This is a genomic window from Echinicola vietnamensis DSM 17526 (assembly GCF_000325705.1).
Lineage (GTDB): Bacteria > Bacteroidota > Bacteroidia > Cytophagales > Cyclobacteriaceae > Echinicola > Echinicola vietnamensis.
On sequence record NC_019904.1, the window covers coordinates 3,879,714 to 3,899,356 of the forward strand.

At 44.2% G+C, this 19,643-nt stretch carries 19 protein-coding genes and 1 riboswitch; of the genes, 8 read left to right on the forward strand and 11 right to left on the reverse strand.

Features of this window, described 5'->3' with window-relative positions:
• Genes ECHVI_RS15960 through ECHVI_RS15970 form a run of 3 tightly spaced genes read right to left on the reverse strand, consistent with a single transcriptional unit; the run spans window position 1 to window position 1,900 of the window.
• On the reverse strand, window positions 1-798 hold the full coding sequence (locus ECHVI_RS15960) for an undecaprenyl-diphosphate phosphatase (RefSeq protein ID WP_015267045.1): 798 nt from the start codon (window positions 796-798) through the stop codon (window positions 1-3).
• Complete coding sequence (locus ECHVI_RS15965) at window positions 799-1,008, reverse strand: DUF3098 domain-containing protein (RefSeq protein ID WP_041738759.1); 210 nt, start codon at window positions 1,006-1,008, stop codon at window positions 799-801.
• A 1-nt stretch (window position 1,009) separates the two neighbouring features.
• Window positions 1,010-1,900, reverse strand: a complete 891-nt coding sequence (locus ECHVI_RS15970; protein ID WP_041738761.1) for a cell division protein FtsX — start codon at window positions 1,898-1,900, stop codon at window positions 1,010-1,012.
• Window positions 1,901-2,163: 263 nt separating this feature from the next.
• On the opposite strand from ECHVI_RS15970, the gene ECHVI_RS15975 reads away from it, so the two are divergent.
• The 3 genes from ECHVI_RS15975 to ECHVI_RS23735 all read left to right on the forward strand — a co-directional run bounded on the left by ECHVI_RS15975 (window position 2,164) and on the right by ECHVI_RS23735 (window position 5,439).
• Window positions 2,164-3,585: an alanine/glycine:cation symporter family protein gene (locus ECHVI_RS15975; protein ID WP_015267049.1), complete on the forward strand. Its 1,422-nt coding sequence runs from the start codon at window positions 2,164-2,166 to the stop codon at window positions 3,583-3,585.
• 825 nt (window positions 3,586-4,410) lie between these two features.
• Window positions 4,411-4,551 (forward strand): hypothetical protein, encoded by a 141-nt coding sequence (locus ECHVI_RS23730; protein WP_157501477.1) that lies wholly within the window; start codon window positions 4,411-4,413, stop codon window positions 4,549-4,551.
• Between the two features lie 747 nt (window positions 4,552-5,298).
• Window positions 5,299-5,439, forward strand: a complete 141-nt coding sequence (locus tag ECHVI_RS23735) for a hypothetical protein (RefSeq protein WP_157501480.1) — start codon at window positions 5,299-5,301, stop codon at window positions 5,437-5,439.
• A gap of 628 nt (window positions 5,440-6,067) precedes the next feature.
• Here the strand turns inward: ECHVI_RS23735 and ECHVI_RS15985 are convergent.
• The 8 genes from ECHVI_RS15985 to ECHVI_RS16015 all read right to left on the reverse strand — a co-directional run bounded on the left by ECHVI_RS15985 (window position 6,068) and on the right by ECHVI_RS16015 (window position 15,351).
• Window positions 6,068-6,457 carry a VOC family protein gene (locus tag ECHVI_RS15985; protein WP_015267053.1) on the reverse strand — a complete coding sequence of 130 codons (390 nt, stop codon included), beginning with the start codon at window positions 6,455-6,457 and terminating at the stop codon, window positions 6,068-6,070.
• Between the two features lie 73 nt (window positions 6,458-6,530).
• Window positions 6,531-7,757: a homoserine dehydrogenase gene (locus ECHVI_RS15990; protein ID WP_015267054.1), complete on the reverse strand. Its 1,227-nt coding sequence runs from the start codon at window positions 7,755-7,757 to the stop codon at window positions 6,531-6,533.
• Complete coding sequence (gene metX, locus ECHVI_RS15995; RefSeq protein ID WP_015267055.1) at window positions 7,750-8,805, reverse strand: homoserine O-acetyltransferase MetX; 1,056 nt, start codon at window positions 8,803-8,805, stop codon at window positions 7,750-7,752. Before metX ends, ECHVI_RS15990 begins: the two co-directional genes overlap by 8 nt.
• Window positions 8,806-9,029: 224 nt before the next feature.
• Window positions 9,030-9,139: riboswitch (SAM riboswitch) on the reverse strand.
• A 327-nt stretch (window positions 9,140-9,466) separates the two neighbouring features.
• Window positions 9,467-10,489, reverse strand: a complete 1,023-nt coding sequence (locus ECHVI_RS16000) for a hypothetical protein (protein ID WP_015267056.1) — start codon at window positions 10,487-10,489, stop codon at window positions 9,467-9,469.
• Between the two features lie 842 nt (window positions 10,490-11,331).
• Window positions 11,332-11,454: a 30S ribosomal protein THX gene (locus ECHVI_RS23375; protein ID WP_015267057.1), complete on the reverse strand. Its 123-nt coding sequence runs from the start codon at window positions 11,452-11,454 to the stop codon at window positions 11,332-11,334.
• A 98-nt stretch (window positions 11,455-11,552) separates the two neighbouring features.
• The gene (locus tag ECHVI_RS16005) at window positions 11,553-14,015 is read right to left on the reverse strand and encodes a M56 family metallopeptidase (RefSeq protein ID WP_015267058.1); all 2,463 of its coding nucleotides are present in this window, start codon (window positions 14,013-14,015) and stop codon (window positions 11,553-11,555) included.
• A 5-nt stretch (window positions 14,016-14,020) separates the two neighbouring features.
• The gene (locus tag ECHVI_RS16010) at window positions 14,021-14,383 is read right to left on the reverse strand and encodes a BlaI/MecI/CopY family transcriptional regulator (RefSeq protein WP_015267059.1); all 363 of its coding nucleotides are present in this window, start codon (window positions 14,381-14,383) and stop codon (window positions 14,021-14,023) included.
• Window positions 14,384-14,601: 218 nt separating this feature from the next.
• Window positions 14,602-15,351, reverse strand: a complete 750-nt coding sequence (locus tag ECHVI_RS16015) for an acyl-CoA desaturase (protein WP_015267060.1) — start codon at window positions 15,349-15,351, stop codon at window positions 14,602-14,604.
• A gap of 190 nt (window positions 15,352-15,541) precedes the next feature.
• Here ECHVI_RS16015 and ECHVI_RS16020 point away from each other — a divergent pair, with 190 nt between their 5' ends.
• The 5 genes from ECHVI_RS16020 to ECHVI_RS16040 all read left to right on the forward strand — a co-directional run bounded on the left by ECHVI_RS16020 (window position 15,542) and on the right by ECHVI_RS16040 (window position 19,642).
• Window positions 15,542-15,913 carry a phage holin family protein gene (locus tag ECHVI_RS16020; RefSeq protein ID WP_015267061.1) on the forward strand — a complete coding sequence of 124 codons (372 nt, stop codon included), beginning with the start codon at window positions 15,542-15,544 and terminating at the stop codon, window positions 15,911-15,913.
• A 316-nt stretch (window positions 15,914-16,229) separates the two neighbouring features.
• Window positions 16,230-16,787, forward strand: coding sequence for a hypothetical protein (locus tag ECHVI_RS16025; RefSeq protein ID WP_015267063.1), 558 nt, complete (start codon window positions 16,230-16,232; stop codon window positions 16,785-16,787).
• A 70-nt stretch (window positions 16,788-16,857) separates the two neighbouring features.
• The gene (locus ECHVI_RS16030) at window positions 16,858-17,760 is read left to right on the forward strand and encodes a histone deacetylase family protein (RefSeq protein WP_015267064.1); all 903 of its coding nucleotides are present in this window, start codon (window positions 16,858-16,860) and stop codon (window positions 17,758-17,760) included.
• A gap of 165 nt (window positions 17,761-17,925) precedes the next feature.
• Entirely contained in the window at window positions 17,926-18,564 is a 639-nt protein-coding gene (locus tag ECHVI_RS16035; protein WP_015267065.1) for an OmpH/Skp family outer membrane protein, read from the forward strand.
• 106 nt (window positions 18,565-18,670) lie between these two features.
• A complete protein-coding gene (locus tag ECHVI_RS16040) occupies window positions 18,671-19,642 on the forward strand; it encodes a deoxyhypusine synthase family protein (RefSeq protein ID WP_015267066.1) in 972 nt (323 codons plus the stop codon).
• Window position 19,643: the final 1 nt, after the last annotated feature.

The following is a 19,643-nucleotide window of genomic DNA, read 5'->3' on the forward strand; positions in this document are numbered from 1 at the left end:
TTACATTGTTAATCCGCCAATGAGCGCAATGAGCCCCACAATGGCACAATAAACGGCAAAATAAATGAGTTTGCCGCGTTTTACGATATTGATCATCCAGATACAGGCGGCCAGTCCAGCGATAAAAGCTGCGATAAAGCCGGCAGATAGGACGGTCATGGAGATGCCCTCAGCCAAGCTGGGATCCTCCAAATATTTTAGCATCTTGATTCCTGATGCACCTAGAATGGGCAGCAAGACCATTAAGAATGAAAACCTCGTGGCCCGTTCTTTTTCCACGCCGATCAGCAGGGCGGTCGCAATGGTCGATCCTGACCTGCTGATGCCCGGCATAATGGCGATGGTCTGCGCTACACCGATGACCAGTGCCTTCGGAAAGGTGACATGACCTTCCCGCTTGGAGGCAAAGTGGGAAAAGGCCAAAAGGGCAGCGGTGACCAAAAGCATGGCACCGACAAATATTATTTTTCCTCCAAACAGCATTTCAATTTGCTCCTCAAACAGGACGCCTACGATTCCGATGGGAATCATGGACAGTAGGATTTTTGCCGTAAACTGTGTGCCGTCGTTCCACTGGAACTTAAAGAGATCCTTGATGATATTGGCCAGGTCTTTCCGGAATACTACGATCGTACTCAGGGCCGTGGCGGCATGGACCACCACGGTAAAGAGCAGGTTGTCTGCTGCCTGTACATCCAAAAGAAAAGAGCCCAGTTCGATATGGCCACTACTGGACACCGGCAAAAATTCAGTTAACCCCTGAATGATGCCCAGGATAATCGCTTCAATGATGGTCATTTATTCTTCAGATTTAGATTTTGAAAAAATGGCATAAAATTCAAAAATGAACCCAAAAAGGGTGACCAATGGCCCCAATGTAAGGCCCATGAAACCAAATCCGTGCGGCTCGCTGTCCAGCCCAATAATGATAAATCCTACCACGATGATGGCAATGCCGATCAGCATTAACAGGTAATTTCTCTTAGAAAAAGGTAAGTTGTTGTTCATCTTAATAAAGTTCGTCCAATGACATTCGTAAATACTTGTTCACTGCCCTGAGCGTGCTGAAGAAGGAAAGTATGGCACCCAAAAGCACCAGCCCTCCGAAGAGCATCAGTTGCATTTGGTTATTTTGGAGTAATGCAAATCCGTCTATGTTGGCTTTGGTATATTCGATCAGTCCGTAAAGCATGGCCGAGGAAATGATCCCTGCCAAGGCTCCAAACATAAAGGAACGGTTCAGGAAGGGCTTACGGATAAATCCCCTCGTCGCACCGACCAGCTGCATGCTTCGAATCAGAAAGCGCTGGCTGAATAACGCAAGCCTAATGGTATTATTGATCAATATAATTACGGTAACGACCAAAATCAAGATGAAAGCACCAAGAACGATGCTTACTTTCATCAGGTTTTTATTGATGGACTCCACCAGGTCATTCATGTACGTTACTTCGAAGACACCATCCATCTTCTGGATGCCGGCGACGATTTTTTCCATCTTTTCGGAGGTTTGGTATTCCTCGTTGATCGATAGCACGTAGCTGTCCCGAAGAGGATTGTCATCCAGGAATTTGCTAAAATCTTCCCCCGTGTCTGCCAGAAAAGTGGCAGCGGCTTCATCAGCGGTGATAAAGGAAAGCTGGGCGCCGTCCTCTTTTTTCAGAATATAGGGCTGACTTTCGAGCAGTTTGCCAAGCTTGGCCTGGTCTGCCTCGGAGATATTTTTGTGTAGAAATACCTGAACTTCGATGTTTTCACGAATGATCGAAGTGAGGGTCTTGGCCTGAATGACGATGACCCCAAAAAGTCCTACAATGAAAAGCGAGAGTGTGGTGCTGAATAGCACACTCATAAATTTAAAACTCCCTAACCTTTTCTTTTTCCTTGAAGATTTGCCCATGCTGCTGTGAATTCTTCCAAAATTAATCAGGTATCTGTATTAAACCAATGATATTGGATTAAAATGAAACCCGTAAAATATTGCCAGTATAACGATCAGATGTCCGTAAAATTTTGCGTGATTTTTACCACTGGTACAAAATAAAGGATAGTATGGAATATTGTTTCGATTAAATTCGGATTTTTTTCTTTTATTTGGGGCCTTGTTGAATAATTACCCAGATATAAAAGGTTCATTGGTGAACCTCGATTAAAAAGACCGTTATGAAAGAGATTGTAGAAGTGGTGAATAATTTGGTGTGGAGCAATGCCCTTATCGGATTGTGTTTGGCTGCAGGCGTTTACTTTTCGATCAGGACCCGATTCCTGCAAGTGACTTACCTGAAGGAAATGTTCCGCTTGCTCTTCAGGGGCGAATCATCCGAAAAAGGTGTTTCATCTTTCCAAGCTTTTGCCATTGCCATTTCTGGAAGGGTCGGTACAGGGAATATTGCAGGTGTGGCGATGGCCATTGCCATGGGAGGCCCCGGAGCCATCTTTTGGATGTGGGTCATTGCCTTTTTGGGTGGTGCTTCCGCCTTTGTGGAATCGACCCTGGGACAGGTCTATAAAGAAGTAAACGAGGGCCAATACCGCGGAGGTCCGGCCTATTATATCGAAAAAGGATTAGGAGTAAAATGGTATGCGATGCTATTTGCCTTTGCCACCATCATCAGCATGACCCTGTTGATGCCCGGGGTACAGAGCAACAGCATAGCCCTCAGCGTGCAGAATGCCTTCGGCGTGCCCGTGGAATATACCGGTATGGTCATTACTTTTTTTCTGGGATTGATCATTATCGGTGGGGTAAAACGGATCTCGAAAGTAGCCGAAGTGGTGGTGCCTTTTATGGCTGCTGCCTATATTTTGATGGCCATGGTCATCATCGGCTCCAATATCACCGAAGTACCGGCGGTTTTGACCTTGATCGTAAAATCCGCTTTTAATCTGGAGGCAGCTTTCAGTGGGGTTTTTGGGATGGCCATCGCGTGGGGAGTTAAACGCGGCATCTATTCGAATGAAGCAGGACAGGGCACCGCGCCGCATGCTGCTGCAGCGGCAGAGGTGAGCCATCCCGCCAAACAGGGGCTCGTTCAGGCTTTTTCAGTCTATGTGGACACGTTGTTCGTCTGCACGGCCACGGCATTGATGATACTTTTTACAGGGCAATTCAATGTCGTCAACCCGGAAGGCGGGTTTATCAAAGAAAATTTACCCGGTGTGGAAGTGGGACCTGAATACACGCAGTACGCCGTGGCCACGCATTTCCCTGATCTGGGGAGTGGATTTGTAGCGATTTCATTACTGTTTTTTGCCTTTACCACCATAATGGCCTATTACTACATCGCAGAAACCAACTTAAGTTATCTCAACCGTTTCAAGCACCGTGCGTGGAGTTTATGGGCGTTGAGGGTCATGATTTTGGCTGCTACGTTTTATGGCACCATTAAAACCGCCAAGGTCGCCTGGATGCTGGGAGATATCGGGGTGGGCCTGATGGCTTGGCTAAACGTCATCGCGATCGTATTGTTGAGAAAACCGGCCATGAAGACTTTTAATGACTACAGAAAGCAACTTAAAGCTGGAAAAGATCCCGTTTTCAAAGCCAAGGAAGCTGGAGTGGACAATGCGGACTTTTGGAAGTAATGGTCCCTTAAGACGCGGTGAGGAAACAACGAAGGGATCTCGGCATTTGGAAAAGAGGTTACGACTTCATTTGGCTGTCGCTTGGTTTGTAATGAGGTGGATGAAACCGTCATCGCGAACGAAATGGTGATGAAGTGAGGTGATCTGTTCTTTTAAAGAATAGAGGGGCAGGTCATATTTCTGGAGGGTGATAAATTACGTTATTTATCTGTGGTTTTACCATTAAGTAAACTGCCGGTCCCCAACTTTTACGCTTGTTCAAGAATAGGCCACTTCGTCAATTTTCCACGCACTGATGGACTCAAGGAAGCTATTCTCACTTGAACTTTTAAAAAAACCAGCTACTCCCGGATCAAGCAGAAAAGATGGGGGGTGGCCTATTTTGATGGGTAAATATGTTCTTCGCCACCTTTGGTTGCTATTTGGCCACGGATGAACGCTGATAAACACAGATAGGATGCTTAAGGCGTTGCAAATCCGTGGTATGGTGTATGATGTAACCTCGAAAGTTAGCCCCAATAGGGGCGGCACATTCATAGCCATGGGTGAAGCCCATGGTAAATTACCCCCTTCAACGTTTTCCGTTTTAGCCGCATTGACCACCCTATTCTCCACCACTTCCCGCTAAAACCCATTCGAGCGGATGGAGGAAAAGCATCGTTTTAGGGGATCAAGCAGAAAAGATGGGGGGGTAGCCTGTTTCGATGGGTAAATGTTCTTCGCCACCTTTGGTTGCTATTTGGCCACGGATGAACACTGATGTGCACAGATAGGATGCTTAAACCATTGCAAATCTGTGTTGATCCCTTTTATCCGTGACTTGAAATGAGATTAACATTTACCTGGGACATGCATTTGGCTATGAAGAGGGTTCCTCGGCAAAGCTTGGCTTCTTCCGGTTCAGATCAGAAATATTCCTTGATCCCAATTAGCATCAGGACGGTGTTTACCGAAGTGCTGAGCTAGGCTTTCAGCCTGAAAAGGAAGAGATTATGGCGACTACACCCCAAGGCCTTGCCTTGGGCTAGGATGATGAAAGGCTTTCAGCCTTCGGTTCCTGCATGGGTTTTGGGGACTGGCAGGTGGCCAAATGGTAATACCACGCATAAATAAGCAAGCCGCAACCTCCCATATTCACCCAGTGGATGCTGCAATCTAGGCCTAAAGGAAAATAATTCTTAGTGCCTTTGAGCCTTGGTGGCTATCATTGTTCCGATAACCAAAGAAACTTATCGCCTCCAATAATATAGGTTGATCCACCAATGTATTTACCACCTTTGGTTGCGCTTTGCCACGGATGAACGCTGATAAACACAGATAGGATGCTTAAGAAATGGCAAATCCCTGGTATCGTGTATAATGTAACCTCGAAAGCCAGCCCCAGAGGGGCGACACATTCATAGCCATAGGTGAAGCCCATGGTAAATTACCCCCTTCAACGTTTTCCGTTTTAGCCGCATTGACCGCCCTATTCTCCACCAGTTCCCGCTAAAACCCATTCGTGCGGATGGAGGAAAAGCATCGTTTTAGCGGTGTGAAATTTTCTTTCATAAGACCATGTCGAAAATTATCACCCAGAAATATTGCTTGATCCATTATACCTGCGCTTGCCATCTTTGGTTGCTATTTGGCCACGGATGAACACTGATGTGCACAGATAGGATGCTTAAACCATTGCAAATCTGTGTTGACCCCTTTTATCCGTGACTTGAAATGAGATTAACATTTACCTGGGACATGCCTTTGGCTATGAAGAGGGTTCCTCGGCAAAGCTTGGCTTCTTCCAGTTCAGATCAGAAATATTCCTTGATCCCAATTAGCATCAGGACGGTGTTTACCGAAGTGCTGAGCTAGGCTTTCAGCCTGAAAAGGAAGAGATTATGGCGACTACACCCCAAGGCCTTGCCTTGGGCTAGGATGATGAAAGGCTTTCAGCCTTCGGTTCCTGCATGGGTTTTGGGGACTGGCAGGTGGCCAAATGGTAATACCACGCATAAATAAGCAAGCCGCAACCTCCCATATTCACCCAGTGGATGCTGCAATCTAGGCCTAAAGGAAAATAATTCTTAGTGCCTTTGAGCCTTGGTGGCTATCATTGTTCCGATAACCAAAGAAATTTATCGCCTCCAATAATATAGGTTGATCCACCAATGTATTTACCACCTTTGGTTGCGCTTTGCCACGGATGAACGCTGATAAACACAGATAGGATGCTTAAGAAATGGCAAATCCCTGGTATCGTGTATAATGTAACCTCGAAAGCCAGCCCCAGAGGGGCGACACATTCATAGCCATGGGTGAAGTCCATGGTAAATTACCCCATTCAACGTTTTCCGTTTTAGCCGCATTGACCGCCCTATTCTCCATGACTTCCCGCTAAAACCCATTCGAGCGGATGGAGGAAAAGCATCGTTTTAGCGGTTTGAAATTTTCTTTTGTAAGACCATGTCGAAAATCATCCCCCAGAAATATTGCTTGATCCCTACTCCCAAATTCCCTTCGGGACGATTTCCAAGACATGCCCAAAGGGATCTTCAAAATAGCAGCTTTCCAATCCGTCTTTCCACTCTTGTTCGTGGGTGATGATGATGCCTTGCTCGATCAAGGCTGCTTTGCTTTCGGGATAAGCACTGGCTTCTACCTCAAAGGCAATGTGTTGTTTGCCATGGGCAAAATGGGGCGGCAGCACTTGTTCGTTTTGGGTAGTTTCCGGGACAAAGCACAGCAGGACGGAGGTGCCACACCTGAAAAAAATATGCCGGCCTTTCTCCTTGGAAATCACCGGCATCTTAAGTTTTTTATGATAGAAATCTTCTGCCTGATCCAGGTCAGGGATATAAAGACACGTTTCTTTTATTTGTGAAAATTCCATAACGTGAAGATAACCAAAACGATGGGATTTTCATCAACCACATCCTGATGCAAAGCCTTATCGCATTAAGGGATTAACCTAAATGGACATTTTCCAGCTTTTGGATGCTGTCAAGGATGCGTTCTTGACGGACGGAGCCGTTAAGTGCGATTATGGAAACGTTATTGGCTTCTATGGCAGGAAGGTGTTTGATTAGATCTTCTGTAGCGAGCGTGCAGATCGACCAGTACCGTTCTTGGGCCTGATGGATGGTGGCTTGCCCGATCAGTGGGGCCAGCGCATCAGCAGTGTCAGCACTGACGATGACTTCCAAGGATGCGGTGAGCGGTTTTTCGCGCTTGATTTTCGCTCCTTGCAGTTTGTCATAGCTATAGGCGTAGCCTTTTATGGCTTTGGTCAGGTCCGCATAAACGGAAGCGCCCGTGGGCAGACTGCCTGCACCTTTTCCTTGAAAAAACTGCTCACCCAAATTGTGGGAAGTGACTTTTGCTGCATTGTATTCATTTTCTACCAAGAACAATGGATCACTTTCTCCCACCAAAGCGGGGAGGATATACATGCTCAATCCGTCTTGGCTCCTTTGTACCGTGGCGATCAGCTTGATCTTCAGGCCAAGGGACTTGGCCAAGGCCACATCCTCTGCATGAACATGCTGTACCCCAATGGTCAGGATTTCATTTTCAGGAATGTACCTTCCAAAGGCATGGAGGCTAAGGATGGTCAATTTGCTGCTGACATCGCTTCCATTAATGTCCAAGGTAGGATCTGCTTCGGCAAAGCCTTTTTCCTGTGCCAGCTTTACGGCATCCGACAGGCTGAGGTCATCCTGGAACAACCGGGAAAGGATGTAGTTTGACGAACCGTTGAGGATGCCTTGGAGCTTGCTGATGTGATCACCCGCAAAATGGCAATCGAGGCACGTGATGATCGGAATGCCTGCGGCGGCAGAGGCTTCATAGAGAAGACTGCCTCCATAGCTTTTCTCCAATTCCAGTAGCTCAGGAAGGTGGGCGGCAAGCATCTTTTTATTGGCAGAGATGACCTTCTTTCCTGATTTCAACAGGCTGCTGACATAATCATAGGCCTGAATGGGATCAGAGATCAGCTCTATTCCAATGTCATGCGGGGTGTTTAAAATGTCCTTTGGGTCAAAGGATAATTGGAGCGAATGGGGCCTTTCTTTATTCTTATTTTGTACGACAATCGTTTCGGGCAGAAGCGATGGGCGGTCATTTTTAGCGATTTCATAATAGCCTTGTCCGACCACTCCAAAGCCAAACAGTCCAATGCGGTTAGTCATTGTTTTCCAAGTAAAAAGATGTTAGAATATAATTTAATTGTTCGTTTTCTACCAAAAAGGCATCATGTCCATAGATGGAAGAAATCTCTCTGTAGGTGCCGTTAGGGACATTTTTGCTGATAAACTGGGACTCTTCTTTGGTAAACAGCAAATCGGTATTGATGCCGATAGAGAGCACTTTTGCTTTGATTGCTGACAGGGCTTTGGCGGTTCCTCCTCTGCCTCTGCCCAGGTCATGGCTGTCCATGGCTTTGGTGAGTACCCAGTAGGAGAGGGCATTGAAGCGGTTGGAAAGCTTTTGACCTTGGTAGCGCAAATACGAACTTACCCGAAAGTGATCCGTTTTTTCTTCTGTTTCAGCTTGGCTGGCATGAAAGATATCTTGGTGCCGGTAGCTGAGCATTCCGATGGCACGAGCTGCTTCCAAGCCTTTTTTGCCGGCGTCCGGTGAGTTCTGTCCCCAGGTGCTATCGGATTCTATGGCCATTCTTTGGGCTTCATTAAAGCCAATGGTCCACGGGGAAGTCTTGGCATTGGAAGCGACAATGATGGTCTTTTTCACTTGCTCCTGTAGGTTATATGACCATTCCAAGGCGACTTGTCCACCAAGCGAGCCCCCGATGATGGTGTCAATTTGCTGGATACCCAAATGTTGCCGCAACCGGTCAAAGGCCTTGGCCATGTCCCGGGTGGAGAGGTTTGGGAAATCGTAATAATACGGTTTGCCGGTTTTGGGATTATCGCTAAGGGGCTGGGTAGAGCCATAGCAAGATCCTAGCAGGTTAGCACAGACAATAAAATATTTGGTAGGGTCAAAAAACTTGTCTTCTCCCACGAGACCACTCCACCATTCGTGTACATTGGCGTCGCCGGTAAGCGCATGCAAGATCCAGATGACATTGTCTTTTTTAGGCGTCAAATGCCCTTGAGTGGTATAGCTAATCTCAAATCCTGGTAGTGATTCTCCTGATTCGAGATTTAATTCCTCTTCACAGTGGAATGTTTCCTGTGTCATATCGGTAATCAGATACGGTGATGTTAGATTCATTTTACTCTTTGTTTAGCGTTGACTTCGGCCAACTGGGATCATCAAGAATGGGAATAAAAGCAAGTAAAGACGCCCGAAACGGGCAAAATAGGAGGGTGCTTAGTTGCACATGCACATTCGTTGATGCAAGGCACTTTCCCTTTGGATAAAAATTAATTCGATGATGCTTTGTGTGTGAAGTTGTATTGCTGTGTGTATCCTTTTTATAAAATTCATTGTTTAAGAATTTATATTTCCAAATGCGGATATTCACATTCGGCAGGAATTGGCACCTTGGATTTTCCAGGTTGCCAGAGGGTCTACGAGCCTGTCTCTCACCTCTTCTGTATAAATCCTTGTACTTTTAAAAAGTAAAGGATAGCACAAAGTAACAATCCAATTTTTGAATTTGCAAGTATTCGAAAAAGAGTTTTTTAAAAATTAAAGCGATCATAAAACCCTATAAAATCGATAGAGAATACTGTTTTTAGGTTTCTGGCTCAAAGGATATACCGAAAAGCGTAATTAGAAGGGGTGTTGAGCCGAAAGGTATCGAAAGCGTTTTGCAAGGTATAAAAAAAGGTGGCTGAGGACATCAGCACACCTTTAGAAGTAGTAGAGTAAGTAGTTTCTTAATATTGTTTGACCTGCGATCAAATCGCGTATGGATTAGGTGATGGGTTTAATCTTCATAGTAATAAACGGCAGATGCACCTGCTACGTCTTGGCTAAAGGCTGGTGAAGGGTTGCCGTTGGTGGAGAAGTAATCATATACCAATACTCTACCGCCTCCATTTGCTCTTTCGGCGACGAAGATCATTTTGCTGTCTTCGCTGTAGGCCACATCTACTGGATTGCCCAACATGGTGTTGTTACCTTCTATCCGGGCCTGCGCAGCCATAGCAATAGTTCCTCCGTCTGTGGTGCCGTTTAGGGTACTGGTGAAGTCAGTAATGATCACCAAGCCACCGTCACTGTCTGAAGAGGCATCACCAATGTCGGTGAGGACCATCAGGTCATCTTCCATGGAATAGGTCAACCCGTGTGTTCTGCCCAGACCTTCGATGGTCACACGCTTATCGGGGCTGATCATGCCGTCTGTATTGGCCATGAAGTTGTTGAACACTGCCAAGTCAGCGGTTTTGTCCACGACGGCATAGAGCGTATTGCCCTCTAGGTGAATGCCCCAAAGTGCAAAGTCCACTTCATAAGTGTTTTGTAGCGTGAAGCCGTTGTTGGTTTTCTGATAGACATATAAGCTGCTTTGGTTGCCATTTGCCTCTACAGGTGACTCTGCCACGACGACCATATCATTCATGACGGCTATTTCGCGTCCACTGACAAAAGTCCCCGATCCGGATAGTCCCAAAGAAATGGACAGGCCGTTATCCATCTTGGCCGCCATGATATCAGCATAAACATTCAGGGAATTGTCTGATCGAACCAACTGGATGATTTCGTCATTTTTATCATCGTAGTAGATGCCGTCAGCATCCGCTCCTGCTGAAGCAAAGGTACTGCTGCTGACATCGGATGACGAGAAATCCATGACCGTGATCATGCCGCTGGTATTGCTGGAAACAAATAACGATGCCACATCGTTTTCGGGCATGTCCATGTCCTCATCATTGTCACAGGCAAAAAAGCCAAATGCGGGTAGTACAATGAGTGTCGTCTTTAAAATAGTGTTTGTTAAAGTTTTCATAAGATAGTGCGTTGTGATTTATGAAAACTATATACGACCTGGATAGATGAACTGGATCAGCGTAATGGCATCAAAAGTAGATTAAATAGGGAAATATGTGTGTAAAAGTGACGGAACTTTAAATAAACAACCGGACAATTATTCAAAAAGTGATTACTGTGTGGCGGAAAGCGTTTCAGTATTGGGCGCTTATTAGGAGCCTACGCTGCATCCGATATGGGACCTGAAGTGAAGTTCCAACCGTGCCACTGGCACACCTTTGGAAGGTTGAGGAGAGAGCTTAAGTTCCTGCGGATGAATCTGCAGGTTAAAAAATTTATCGTGCCGCAGGCACTTTGCCCCAATTTGTATATTGGAAACCGCAGTAGCCTATTTTGCCGAATGGCGGAATAGGCTGAAGAATGAGAATGAGTTGTTGATTTGGATCGTACAAGCCGTCGCAGCTATCTGCTCATGTATAGTGGTTGGCTTGGTTGAGATTACACCCTGAATATGCGTTGGCAACTGAGCATCTTGCCTAATCCGCCTTTGGCGGAGGGTCATATAGAAGTTGCAGGTGACAACCTGCATCCAAAAATGATTACGGACAAAAGGGTAAGTTCCGTAGGAACGGCAGATATAAATGCAAATAGGAACATTTTTTTTTAAGTCGTTTGTCCTGGGGAGGAAGCCCATCGCTTTAACAGTATGAAATTTTCTTTTAAAAGACCATGTCAAAATTAGCTTCTCGGAAATATTGCTTGATCCCCGCTTGATCCGAAATCGGGTTAGTAGATAGGGACAAAAAAAGTCAGGCCGGGAGTTTTATCCGGCCTGACTTCTAATTTTTAGCAATATAAACCTTACTTGGTGGCTTGCGATTGCTCTTTTTTCGTAGCGATATTTTGATTTTTTCGTGGTCTGCTTTTACCAAAGGTTCCGTTGTGGATTTTACCTCTTTTGGATTTCATATCTCCTTTGCCCATATTTTTATGATTTTTACGGTTTAAGAATTTATTTCATCTATAAATGCTAAGGTAATAGTCATAAAAGAGAACAACAAATGAGCTATGGATAGATCTGTTTAAGGGTTGTTCTTAGTGGTAATGAGTACAACACCATTTTGAGCGTTCTTACCGTAGAGATTAATAGCGTCTCCATTTTTTAAGATTGAAATAGATTCTATATCCTCTGGATCATAGGCATTTTTCAGCTCCGATTTTCTAGTGAATGCATCATCCACCATGAAAATAGGGTCCGCACCTAAAGTTAATTTTGGTTCACTATTTTTGGTTTTTTGGATACTGCTAGCAGGTTGCTTTTTCGGAAGTGACACCCCCTCTTTCAAAGTAATCTCAATAACGCCATGCTTGCCATTGTCTTCATATTTTTCAATGGCTGATGCTCCTTTCAGGACATTGATGGATTTAATGTCCTCAGGGGAAACCTTACTGATATCTTCCTTTGGATATTCTTCGCCGTTAATTACGTATAGCGGATCTTCTCCTATTTCATCGAACTTGCCGGATGAATCTATGGCAGGCTTCTGGGGACGGCCATTGTCGTCTTTCTTGATACTTACGGTATTGTATCCTACGACTACCACATCATCGAGTTGGTTGGGCTGGGGAGTGCCAATTGCCTTGGTATTCAATTCAAATTTAATGGGTACCTTCATCTCGACTGGTACGTTTTTGCCACGCTGCTGACCAGGTGTCCATTTGGGGGCGTTTGCCACTAACCTCATGGCTTCTTCATCCGCTCCGCTGCCGATCCCTCTTAGGATTTTAGGGTTTTGAAGGCTGCCATCCTCATCTACAATAAAGCTGACATAAACGGTTCCTTCCACGCCTTTTTCCTGAGCGGTTTTGGGATAGATCAAATTTTTGGACACATAATCCGTCCAGCCTTCCATGCCACCTTGTGGAGAGGGCATATTTTCGACAACATCAAACACCTCCTTATCGGAAGCGTAGGAGGGAGGGGAAAAGAACGTGGAGGATTTGGCCACTTCACCCTTGAGTTTAAACCGGATGGGGAGCACCATTAAGGTGTTGACGGGTTTTCCATCGATGATGCCTGGATTCCATTTTGGCATGCTTTCAAGGGAGAAAATTCTCAGGATCTCATCGTCCAGTCCCATGCCCAAAGATTTTTTAAGCGTGGGCTGCAAGACCTCGCCCGCTTTACTGACCACAAACTCGATGTAGATGTCTCCGGTCATGCCCATTTTACGGGCCTGGGTGGGGTATTTTAGGTTTTTGGATAGGAACTTATTCCATTCCCCCATACCGCCTTTTGCCTCCGGCATTTTATCAGCAGAGGTATGGAGCTCCTGCGTGTCATATTTTTTGATGAAGTTGCTGTGTCGCTTGAATACATTGATCATAGCCATGACATCAGCGTATTCTTGGTCATTGGAAATATCGCCAATTTCATATTGGAGGTTTCCAAGTTGGGCGGTGACTTTGCCGTCTTTTAGATCCGAAACATATTCATAATGGGTAGGATTCGGAATGTGCACGACTCTTGTGCTTACGTTGATTGTGTCTTGAGCCTGCTCGATCAGCTCCTTCATATTAGCCAAGCTCATGCTTGACTCTGTGTTGAAGAAACCGGAAGTGGAAATGGTTTTCATGGAGACCAAGCCCAGTAACATCCCCGTAAGGGGCACCACCATCAGCAACTTAAACCAATTGGTCTTTTTGTTGTTTTTCATCATCATAATGCGTTTTAAGGTTGTCGATCTAATAAAATAGTTGCCAACAGGAAGATCTAGTCCCTTAAATGCTATTTTGACAATAAGATTCGTGTAGGTATCCTTATTTGCAGCTTGCTTGACCACGTTGGCGTCTGCCGAATATTCGTGGGTGTCAATTAAAGCACTCCGCATCAAATGGATGCCCGGGTTAAACCAAAATAAAATGCTCAACACTTGATAATACATCATATCCCAGGAATGCCCTTGCCGGATATGTTCAATTTCATGTTTGATGATATGTTCTTTTTCTTCTGGCCTGAGCTCTTGGCTGTCATCCCAAAATAGCCGATTGAAAAAAGAAAAAACCGGTGCCAGGCCGAAGGTAGGAATCAAAAAGTAACTGCTTTTTAAATTGAAGACAGTTTGATACCAGCCCTTTTCCGTTAATAACCTTAGTTGTAAAAACTGCCACAACAGTCGGAAGGTGAGTAACAGGGCGATCACCAAGTACCCCAAGAACAAATAGTCCTTCCATTCCAACAGGATGGGAAGCTTGGTGCTTTCGACGGTGACTTCAGGAAGGCCATAACTCGCCGCAATGTCCTCTTTGGCCTCTTGAGCAGTCAAATACTGTAAAAAGTCCGTGTTTTCTAAGGATATGGTGGGTTTGGAAAACTCCACCGGGATTTCGATCAAGGGGAAAAGCAAGGCCAGCACAGGGGTGATTAGCAGAAACACCCGCGTAAAACCAAAAACCTTTTCCCTCCTCAGGAAACACCAATATATCCCGAAAAAAAATAACAGGCAGAATGAACTCTGCCAGATATAGTCGATCAGATGTGCCATTTAGTTTATTTTACATCGTCTTTTACCTCATTCATTAATTTTTCCAATTCTTTAATGTCCAGGTTTTCGTCCTTGGCAAAGAAAGATGCCAGCTTTGAAAATGAACCGCCGAAATAACCTGTCAATAGGTTCTTGATAGAGAAACTTCTGTATTGGTCTTTTGTGACGATAGGGAAGTATTCATGGGACTTTCCATAGGCTTTGTGTTTCACAAAACCTTTCTTTTCCAAAATCCTGATAATGGTAGAAACGGTGTTGTAGGCGGGTTTGGGTGATGACATTTTGGCCAGGATATCCTTGACAAAGCCTTTCTCGATATCCCACAGGATTTGCATTACTTGTTCCTCTGCTCTTGTTAACTCTCTCATTTTGGTTCTGTATGTTTTTCTGTCAACTTAATCATTTAGTTTGAAAATAACAAGTAAGGACAGATCTTCCTTTAGGCAAGGATAAAATTAGCCTGAAAAATCTAGTTAAACAACTATTTTGTTAGTTTTAATTAAAAAGTTAGTTGTTTAGGAAAAAAGAAAAGGACTGCTCGGGTAGGGCAGTCCTTTATATGATCTTTTATGGGATAATATTTACATCAGGTCGTTCTCAGCTTAATGATGCGTGTAAAGTGCAATAATTTCACCACAGGGTAAGTAGGGTCAAATTCATACCACTTTACGGCAAAGTTGGGACGATTTGGCAATTTATGGTGGTTGTTTTGGAACAATTCACCTAGCATAAGTACATCCAGTAGCAAGCTGTTTTTGGATTGATCGTTATTGTCAAAATTAGCGTAACCGTACTTGTGTCCACTCCAGTTTACAATGGCGCCATGTACAGGTCCCATCAAGAAGTGGATCGGTAGTAGGAAGTACATCCACCAATGTGTACCGGCCAATTCAAAAACACTTATGCTCAGCACATAGATCGCTACGTAGATTAATCCCCAGGCCACACGGACAAACATACTGTCCGCCATCAGGTCAAATTTTTTCCAGTCGGGAACATCCTTGGAAAACCTTTCTTCAGGCTTGAGCCTAAAGCTGAAATAATCGTTATAAATATTTTTAGTCTTCCACATCATGGTAAAGAGGTTCTCCGTATGATGTGGGCTATGGGGATCTTTTGGGGTGTCGCTATAGGCATGGTGCATCCGGTGTAGGATCGCATAAGCCCTAGGAGACAAATAAGAACTGCCTTGACAAGCCCAAGTGAAAAGGTAAAAGAACTTTTCCCAAAACTTGTTCATGATGAACATCTGATGTGCTGCATACCGGTGCAGAAAGAAACTCTGGCAAAACAGCGAGAAATACCAGTGAAGAAGGAAGAATACGATTAGTATCACTTGATTTTATTGTTGATTTAAGATTACAAAGATAATTTCTTAAACCGTAAAATTTGAGTAAGGTCAGATAAATTTTGTTAAAGATGACATTATTCATGATTTTTTGTAAAGATTTTTATTGTATAAGCGTTTTTAAACTGGTATTATGCACATACTTTTATGGGGAACTTAAAGATTAAATGCAAAAATTATGAGTGGTAATCGCAATAGCTGGGGTAATGTCCTCGTCCAGCTGGTGGTTGGGGGCTTGGGGGTCATTATTACAGGATATCTTTTGCCTGGAGTATATGTGGAAGATTTCTGGATAGGGATAGTCATCGCAGCGGTCATCAGTTTACTGAATTATACCATAAAACCTATCCTAATAATTTTGACCATTCCCATTACAATTGTGACCTTGGGGTTGTTCTTGCTGGTAATTAATGCACTGATTATTTTATTTGCTGCGGAAATTATCCCGGGTTTTGTGGTAGACGGCTTTTGGTGGGCGCTGCTATTCAGTTTTATTTTGTCGATTATCAATGCCATTTTTGGCGTTTCTTTGTTCGATAATGAAAAGTGATTTCGATTTTCCAGGCTATGTGCCAATTTTAAACAAAAAACTGCTTTACGACGTTTATGAATGGTTCTGTTACCCTGAAAGAATTAATTTGGAGGTGACATGAATCGGTAATTTCTGAGGAATCGCATAATTCAATTGGCATAAGGCTGATGTTGGAACAAGGCTTCTGAAATTTTTCTACATTCATTTCTTTTTAATGTAATTAATTGTAATTTAATTACTTATAAAGTTTGAGTGTAGATTGGTACAATTCAGGATGTACATTTTTATATCAATTGATTAGATTATTAGTTAATACACCCTTTTGACAGTAGATATGTTATATAAGAATGATGGGTTTAAGCCCGAGACAATCAAAGCCCTAAAGGAAGAATTAAAGGCTTCAGGTAAATCCTACAAGGTAATTCCTTCAGATGGGAACAATGAAGAATTTGTCAACTTTTACTTTATTGGGATGTTTGAAGGAAGGGAAGTGATATATGACGCAGCGCTTTATACGCTGAGGCTACATCACTCGAGCGAAATTTATGAGCTGGCAGAACATAAGGCTGCCCAGAAATTCCCTAACTTCAAAGGAATTCACTATGAGGAGGATGAGAATGGTAACCTGAAACCCTTGGACAATGATGAAGAAGAGATCGGGTGGTTTATAACGGAGATCATCATGGATTTGGAAGAGGAAGAAGCTGTGAAAGTACAGGAGTTTATTGACATGGATACCAACCATGATTTTGGGATTGGAGTGGATGCGGCATTGCACGTTGATCATATTGACGATGCAGTGATCAAAAAATTTATCAAGGAATTTAACGATGATACGATCAAGTTGGATGACACCCTTTATTCTTTTCAGTCGGAGGATATTGAGGAGTAATTGTCATTTTTAAAACTTATTGGACAAACCGTTTGTTGACCTTCAGCAAACGGTTTTTATTTGTTTACTTATGTTAAAGATTGCTTGGTCTCCCAAATATGCCCATCCGCTGCCAGCAGGGCATAGGTTTCCGATGGAAAAATATGAACTGCTCCCAGAACAGCTGTTGTATGAAGGCACCATCGCGGCGCATAACCTTTTCGAACCTAACGCGCTGAGCGAGGAGTGGATTGTCGGCCCGCACAAAGCAGGCTACCTCCAGAAACTTACCGAACTGTCCCTTACCAAATCTGAAATCAGAAAGACTGGCTTTCCGCTAAGTGCTGCTTTGGTGGAGCGGGAGATTCACATCATGGATGGCTCTGTCCAAGGTTGTCTTTTTGCACTGAAACATGGGATAGCAATGAACATTGCCGGAGGCACCCATCATGCTTTTTCGGACAGAGGAGAAGGGTTTTGCCTGCTCAATGACATTGCCATTTCAGCCAATTACCTGGTCCAGAAAAAGCTGGCCAAGCAAGTGTTGGTGGTGGACCTGGATGTGCACCAAGGCAACGGGACGGCAGAAATTTTCAAAGACAATCCGGCAGTCTTTACATTCAGCATGCATGGTGCGGCCAATTATCCCCTGCACAAGGAAACATCGGATCTGGATGTGCCCTTGCCCGACAAAGTGGGGGATGAATTCTACATCAGGAAGCTTAAAGAACATCTCCCGCCGTTATTGGATCAGGTGGAGCCTGATTTTATCATCTATCAATGCGGCGTGGATGTCTTGTCCACCGATAAACTGGGACGATTGGGAGTGAGCATTGAAGGGTGTAAGGAGCGCGACCGTTTGGTGCTGGAACTGGCTCATCAGCATGAATTGCCCATCATGTGCTGCATGGGAGGAGGATATTCCGAAAAAATCAGTCATATCATTGAAGCCCACGCCAACACATACCGATTGGCCCAAGAGCTGTTTTTTTAACGGTTTTTCTGGAGCAAAGCAAAAATAGGTGCTGTATTGTATAATGCACCAAAGGCATGATTGGGGCCGGTTGGTGTTAATTATAGCCTTCAAATCATCAATTACAATTTGTAGAATGAGAACTTTGTTTATATTTGCGGCAAGTTGAAATAATAAAGAAAAAAAGTGAAAAACATTAGCAAAGCATTAGGCATTTTAGGAATGGCTGCAATTCTTTTTACAGCCTGTAACCAAGGAAACCAAGGAACCTCTACAAGCTCTGATGATTCCAAGGGCAGTACAATGGATTTAAGTGAAGTGAAAATTGCTTATATCAATACCGATAGTGTGATCAATAACTATCAATTTTTCAAGGACAAGTCCGATGAGATCTCCGAGAAAGGAAAACGTTATGAGAGCGAGTTGGCCAATCGTGCAAAGGGATTTGAGCAGGAGGTAGCCAATTTTCAGCAATCTGCTCAAAACATGACACCGAACCAATCCAGGGCCAAGCAGGAGGATTTGATGAAGAAAGAGCAAAACCTGATGACCTATAGGAACAACTTGATGCAAGAGCTTTCTGCCGATGAGACCAACCTTTACAATGAGGTATACGATAAAATTCAGGAATTCATGAAAGGCTATGCGGAAGAAAATGGCTTGGAGATGGTGCTGAGCTATACCCGAGGTGGAGGGGTATGGTATGCCCATGAGGCCATGGATGTCACCAAGGATGTGACCAAGGGCCTAAATGAAGCGTATAAAGCAGGGGACACTGCTGCTCCAGCAGAAGCAGAAAAAGACAGTACAGCTGCAGGTGAATAAGCCATCCTGAGGGACAATAGAAACGATCAAAAGCCCGGAAATGTCCGGGCTTTTTTTGTATCAGATAATATCAGTAATTTTAGTGAGGACGTAAACGATATTCTTGATGAAAATAACAGAATTTCTCAAACACAACTACAGACATTTTAATGCTGCCGCTTTGATCGATGCAGCAGACGGCTACAAGGCCCATTTGGACAATAACGGTAAAATGATGGTGACCCTTGCCGGGGCCATGTCCACTGCAGAATTGGGAATTTCTCTAGCAGAGATGATCCGTCAGGACAAAGTACAGATCATCACCTGTACCGGGGCTAACCTCGAAGAGGATGTTTTTAACCTGGTGGCGCATGATTATTATGAGCGAGTACCACATTATCGTCAGCTTTCACCACAAGAGGAACAGGATTTGCTAGACAGACACATGAACAGGGTGACGGATACCTGTATTCCGGAAATGGAAGCGATGAGGAGGATAGAAAATGTCATTTTGGAGGAATGGGTAAAAGCCGACCGTGCAGGCGAAAGCTATTTCCCTCATGAGTTTTTCTATAAAATCTTGCTTTCGGGAAAACTGGAAAAGGATTATCAGATAGACCCTAAAAACAGTTGGCTGCTAGAAGCGGCCAAAAAGAACCTTCCGATCATCGTACCGGGATGGGAAGATTCTACACTGGGCAATATGTTTGCAGGACATGTGATCACAGGAGATGTGAAAAATGTCCATACCGTTAAAACCGGTATTCAGTACATGATGTATCTGGCAGAGTGGTATACCGAAAATGCTACCGACGACAGTACGGTAGGCTTCTTCCAGATAGGAGGAGGGATTGCGGGAGATTTTCCGATCTGTGTGGTGCCGATGCTTCATCAGGATTTGCAGCGAGAAAATGTACCGCTTTGGGGGTATTTCTGCCAAATTTCCGACTCGACTACTTCATATGGTTCTTATTCTGGCGCCGTGCCGAATGAAAAAATCACATGGGGTAAGCTGGGGATCGACACGCCAAAATACATCATCGAATCTGATGCGACCATTGTGGCCCCATTGGTATTTGCGATTGTATTAGATCAATAAA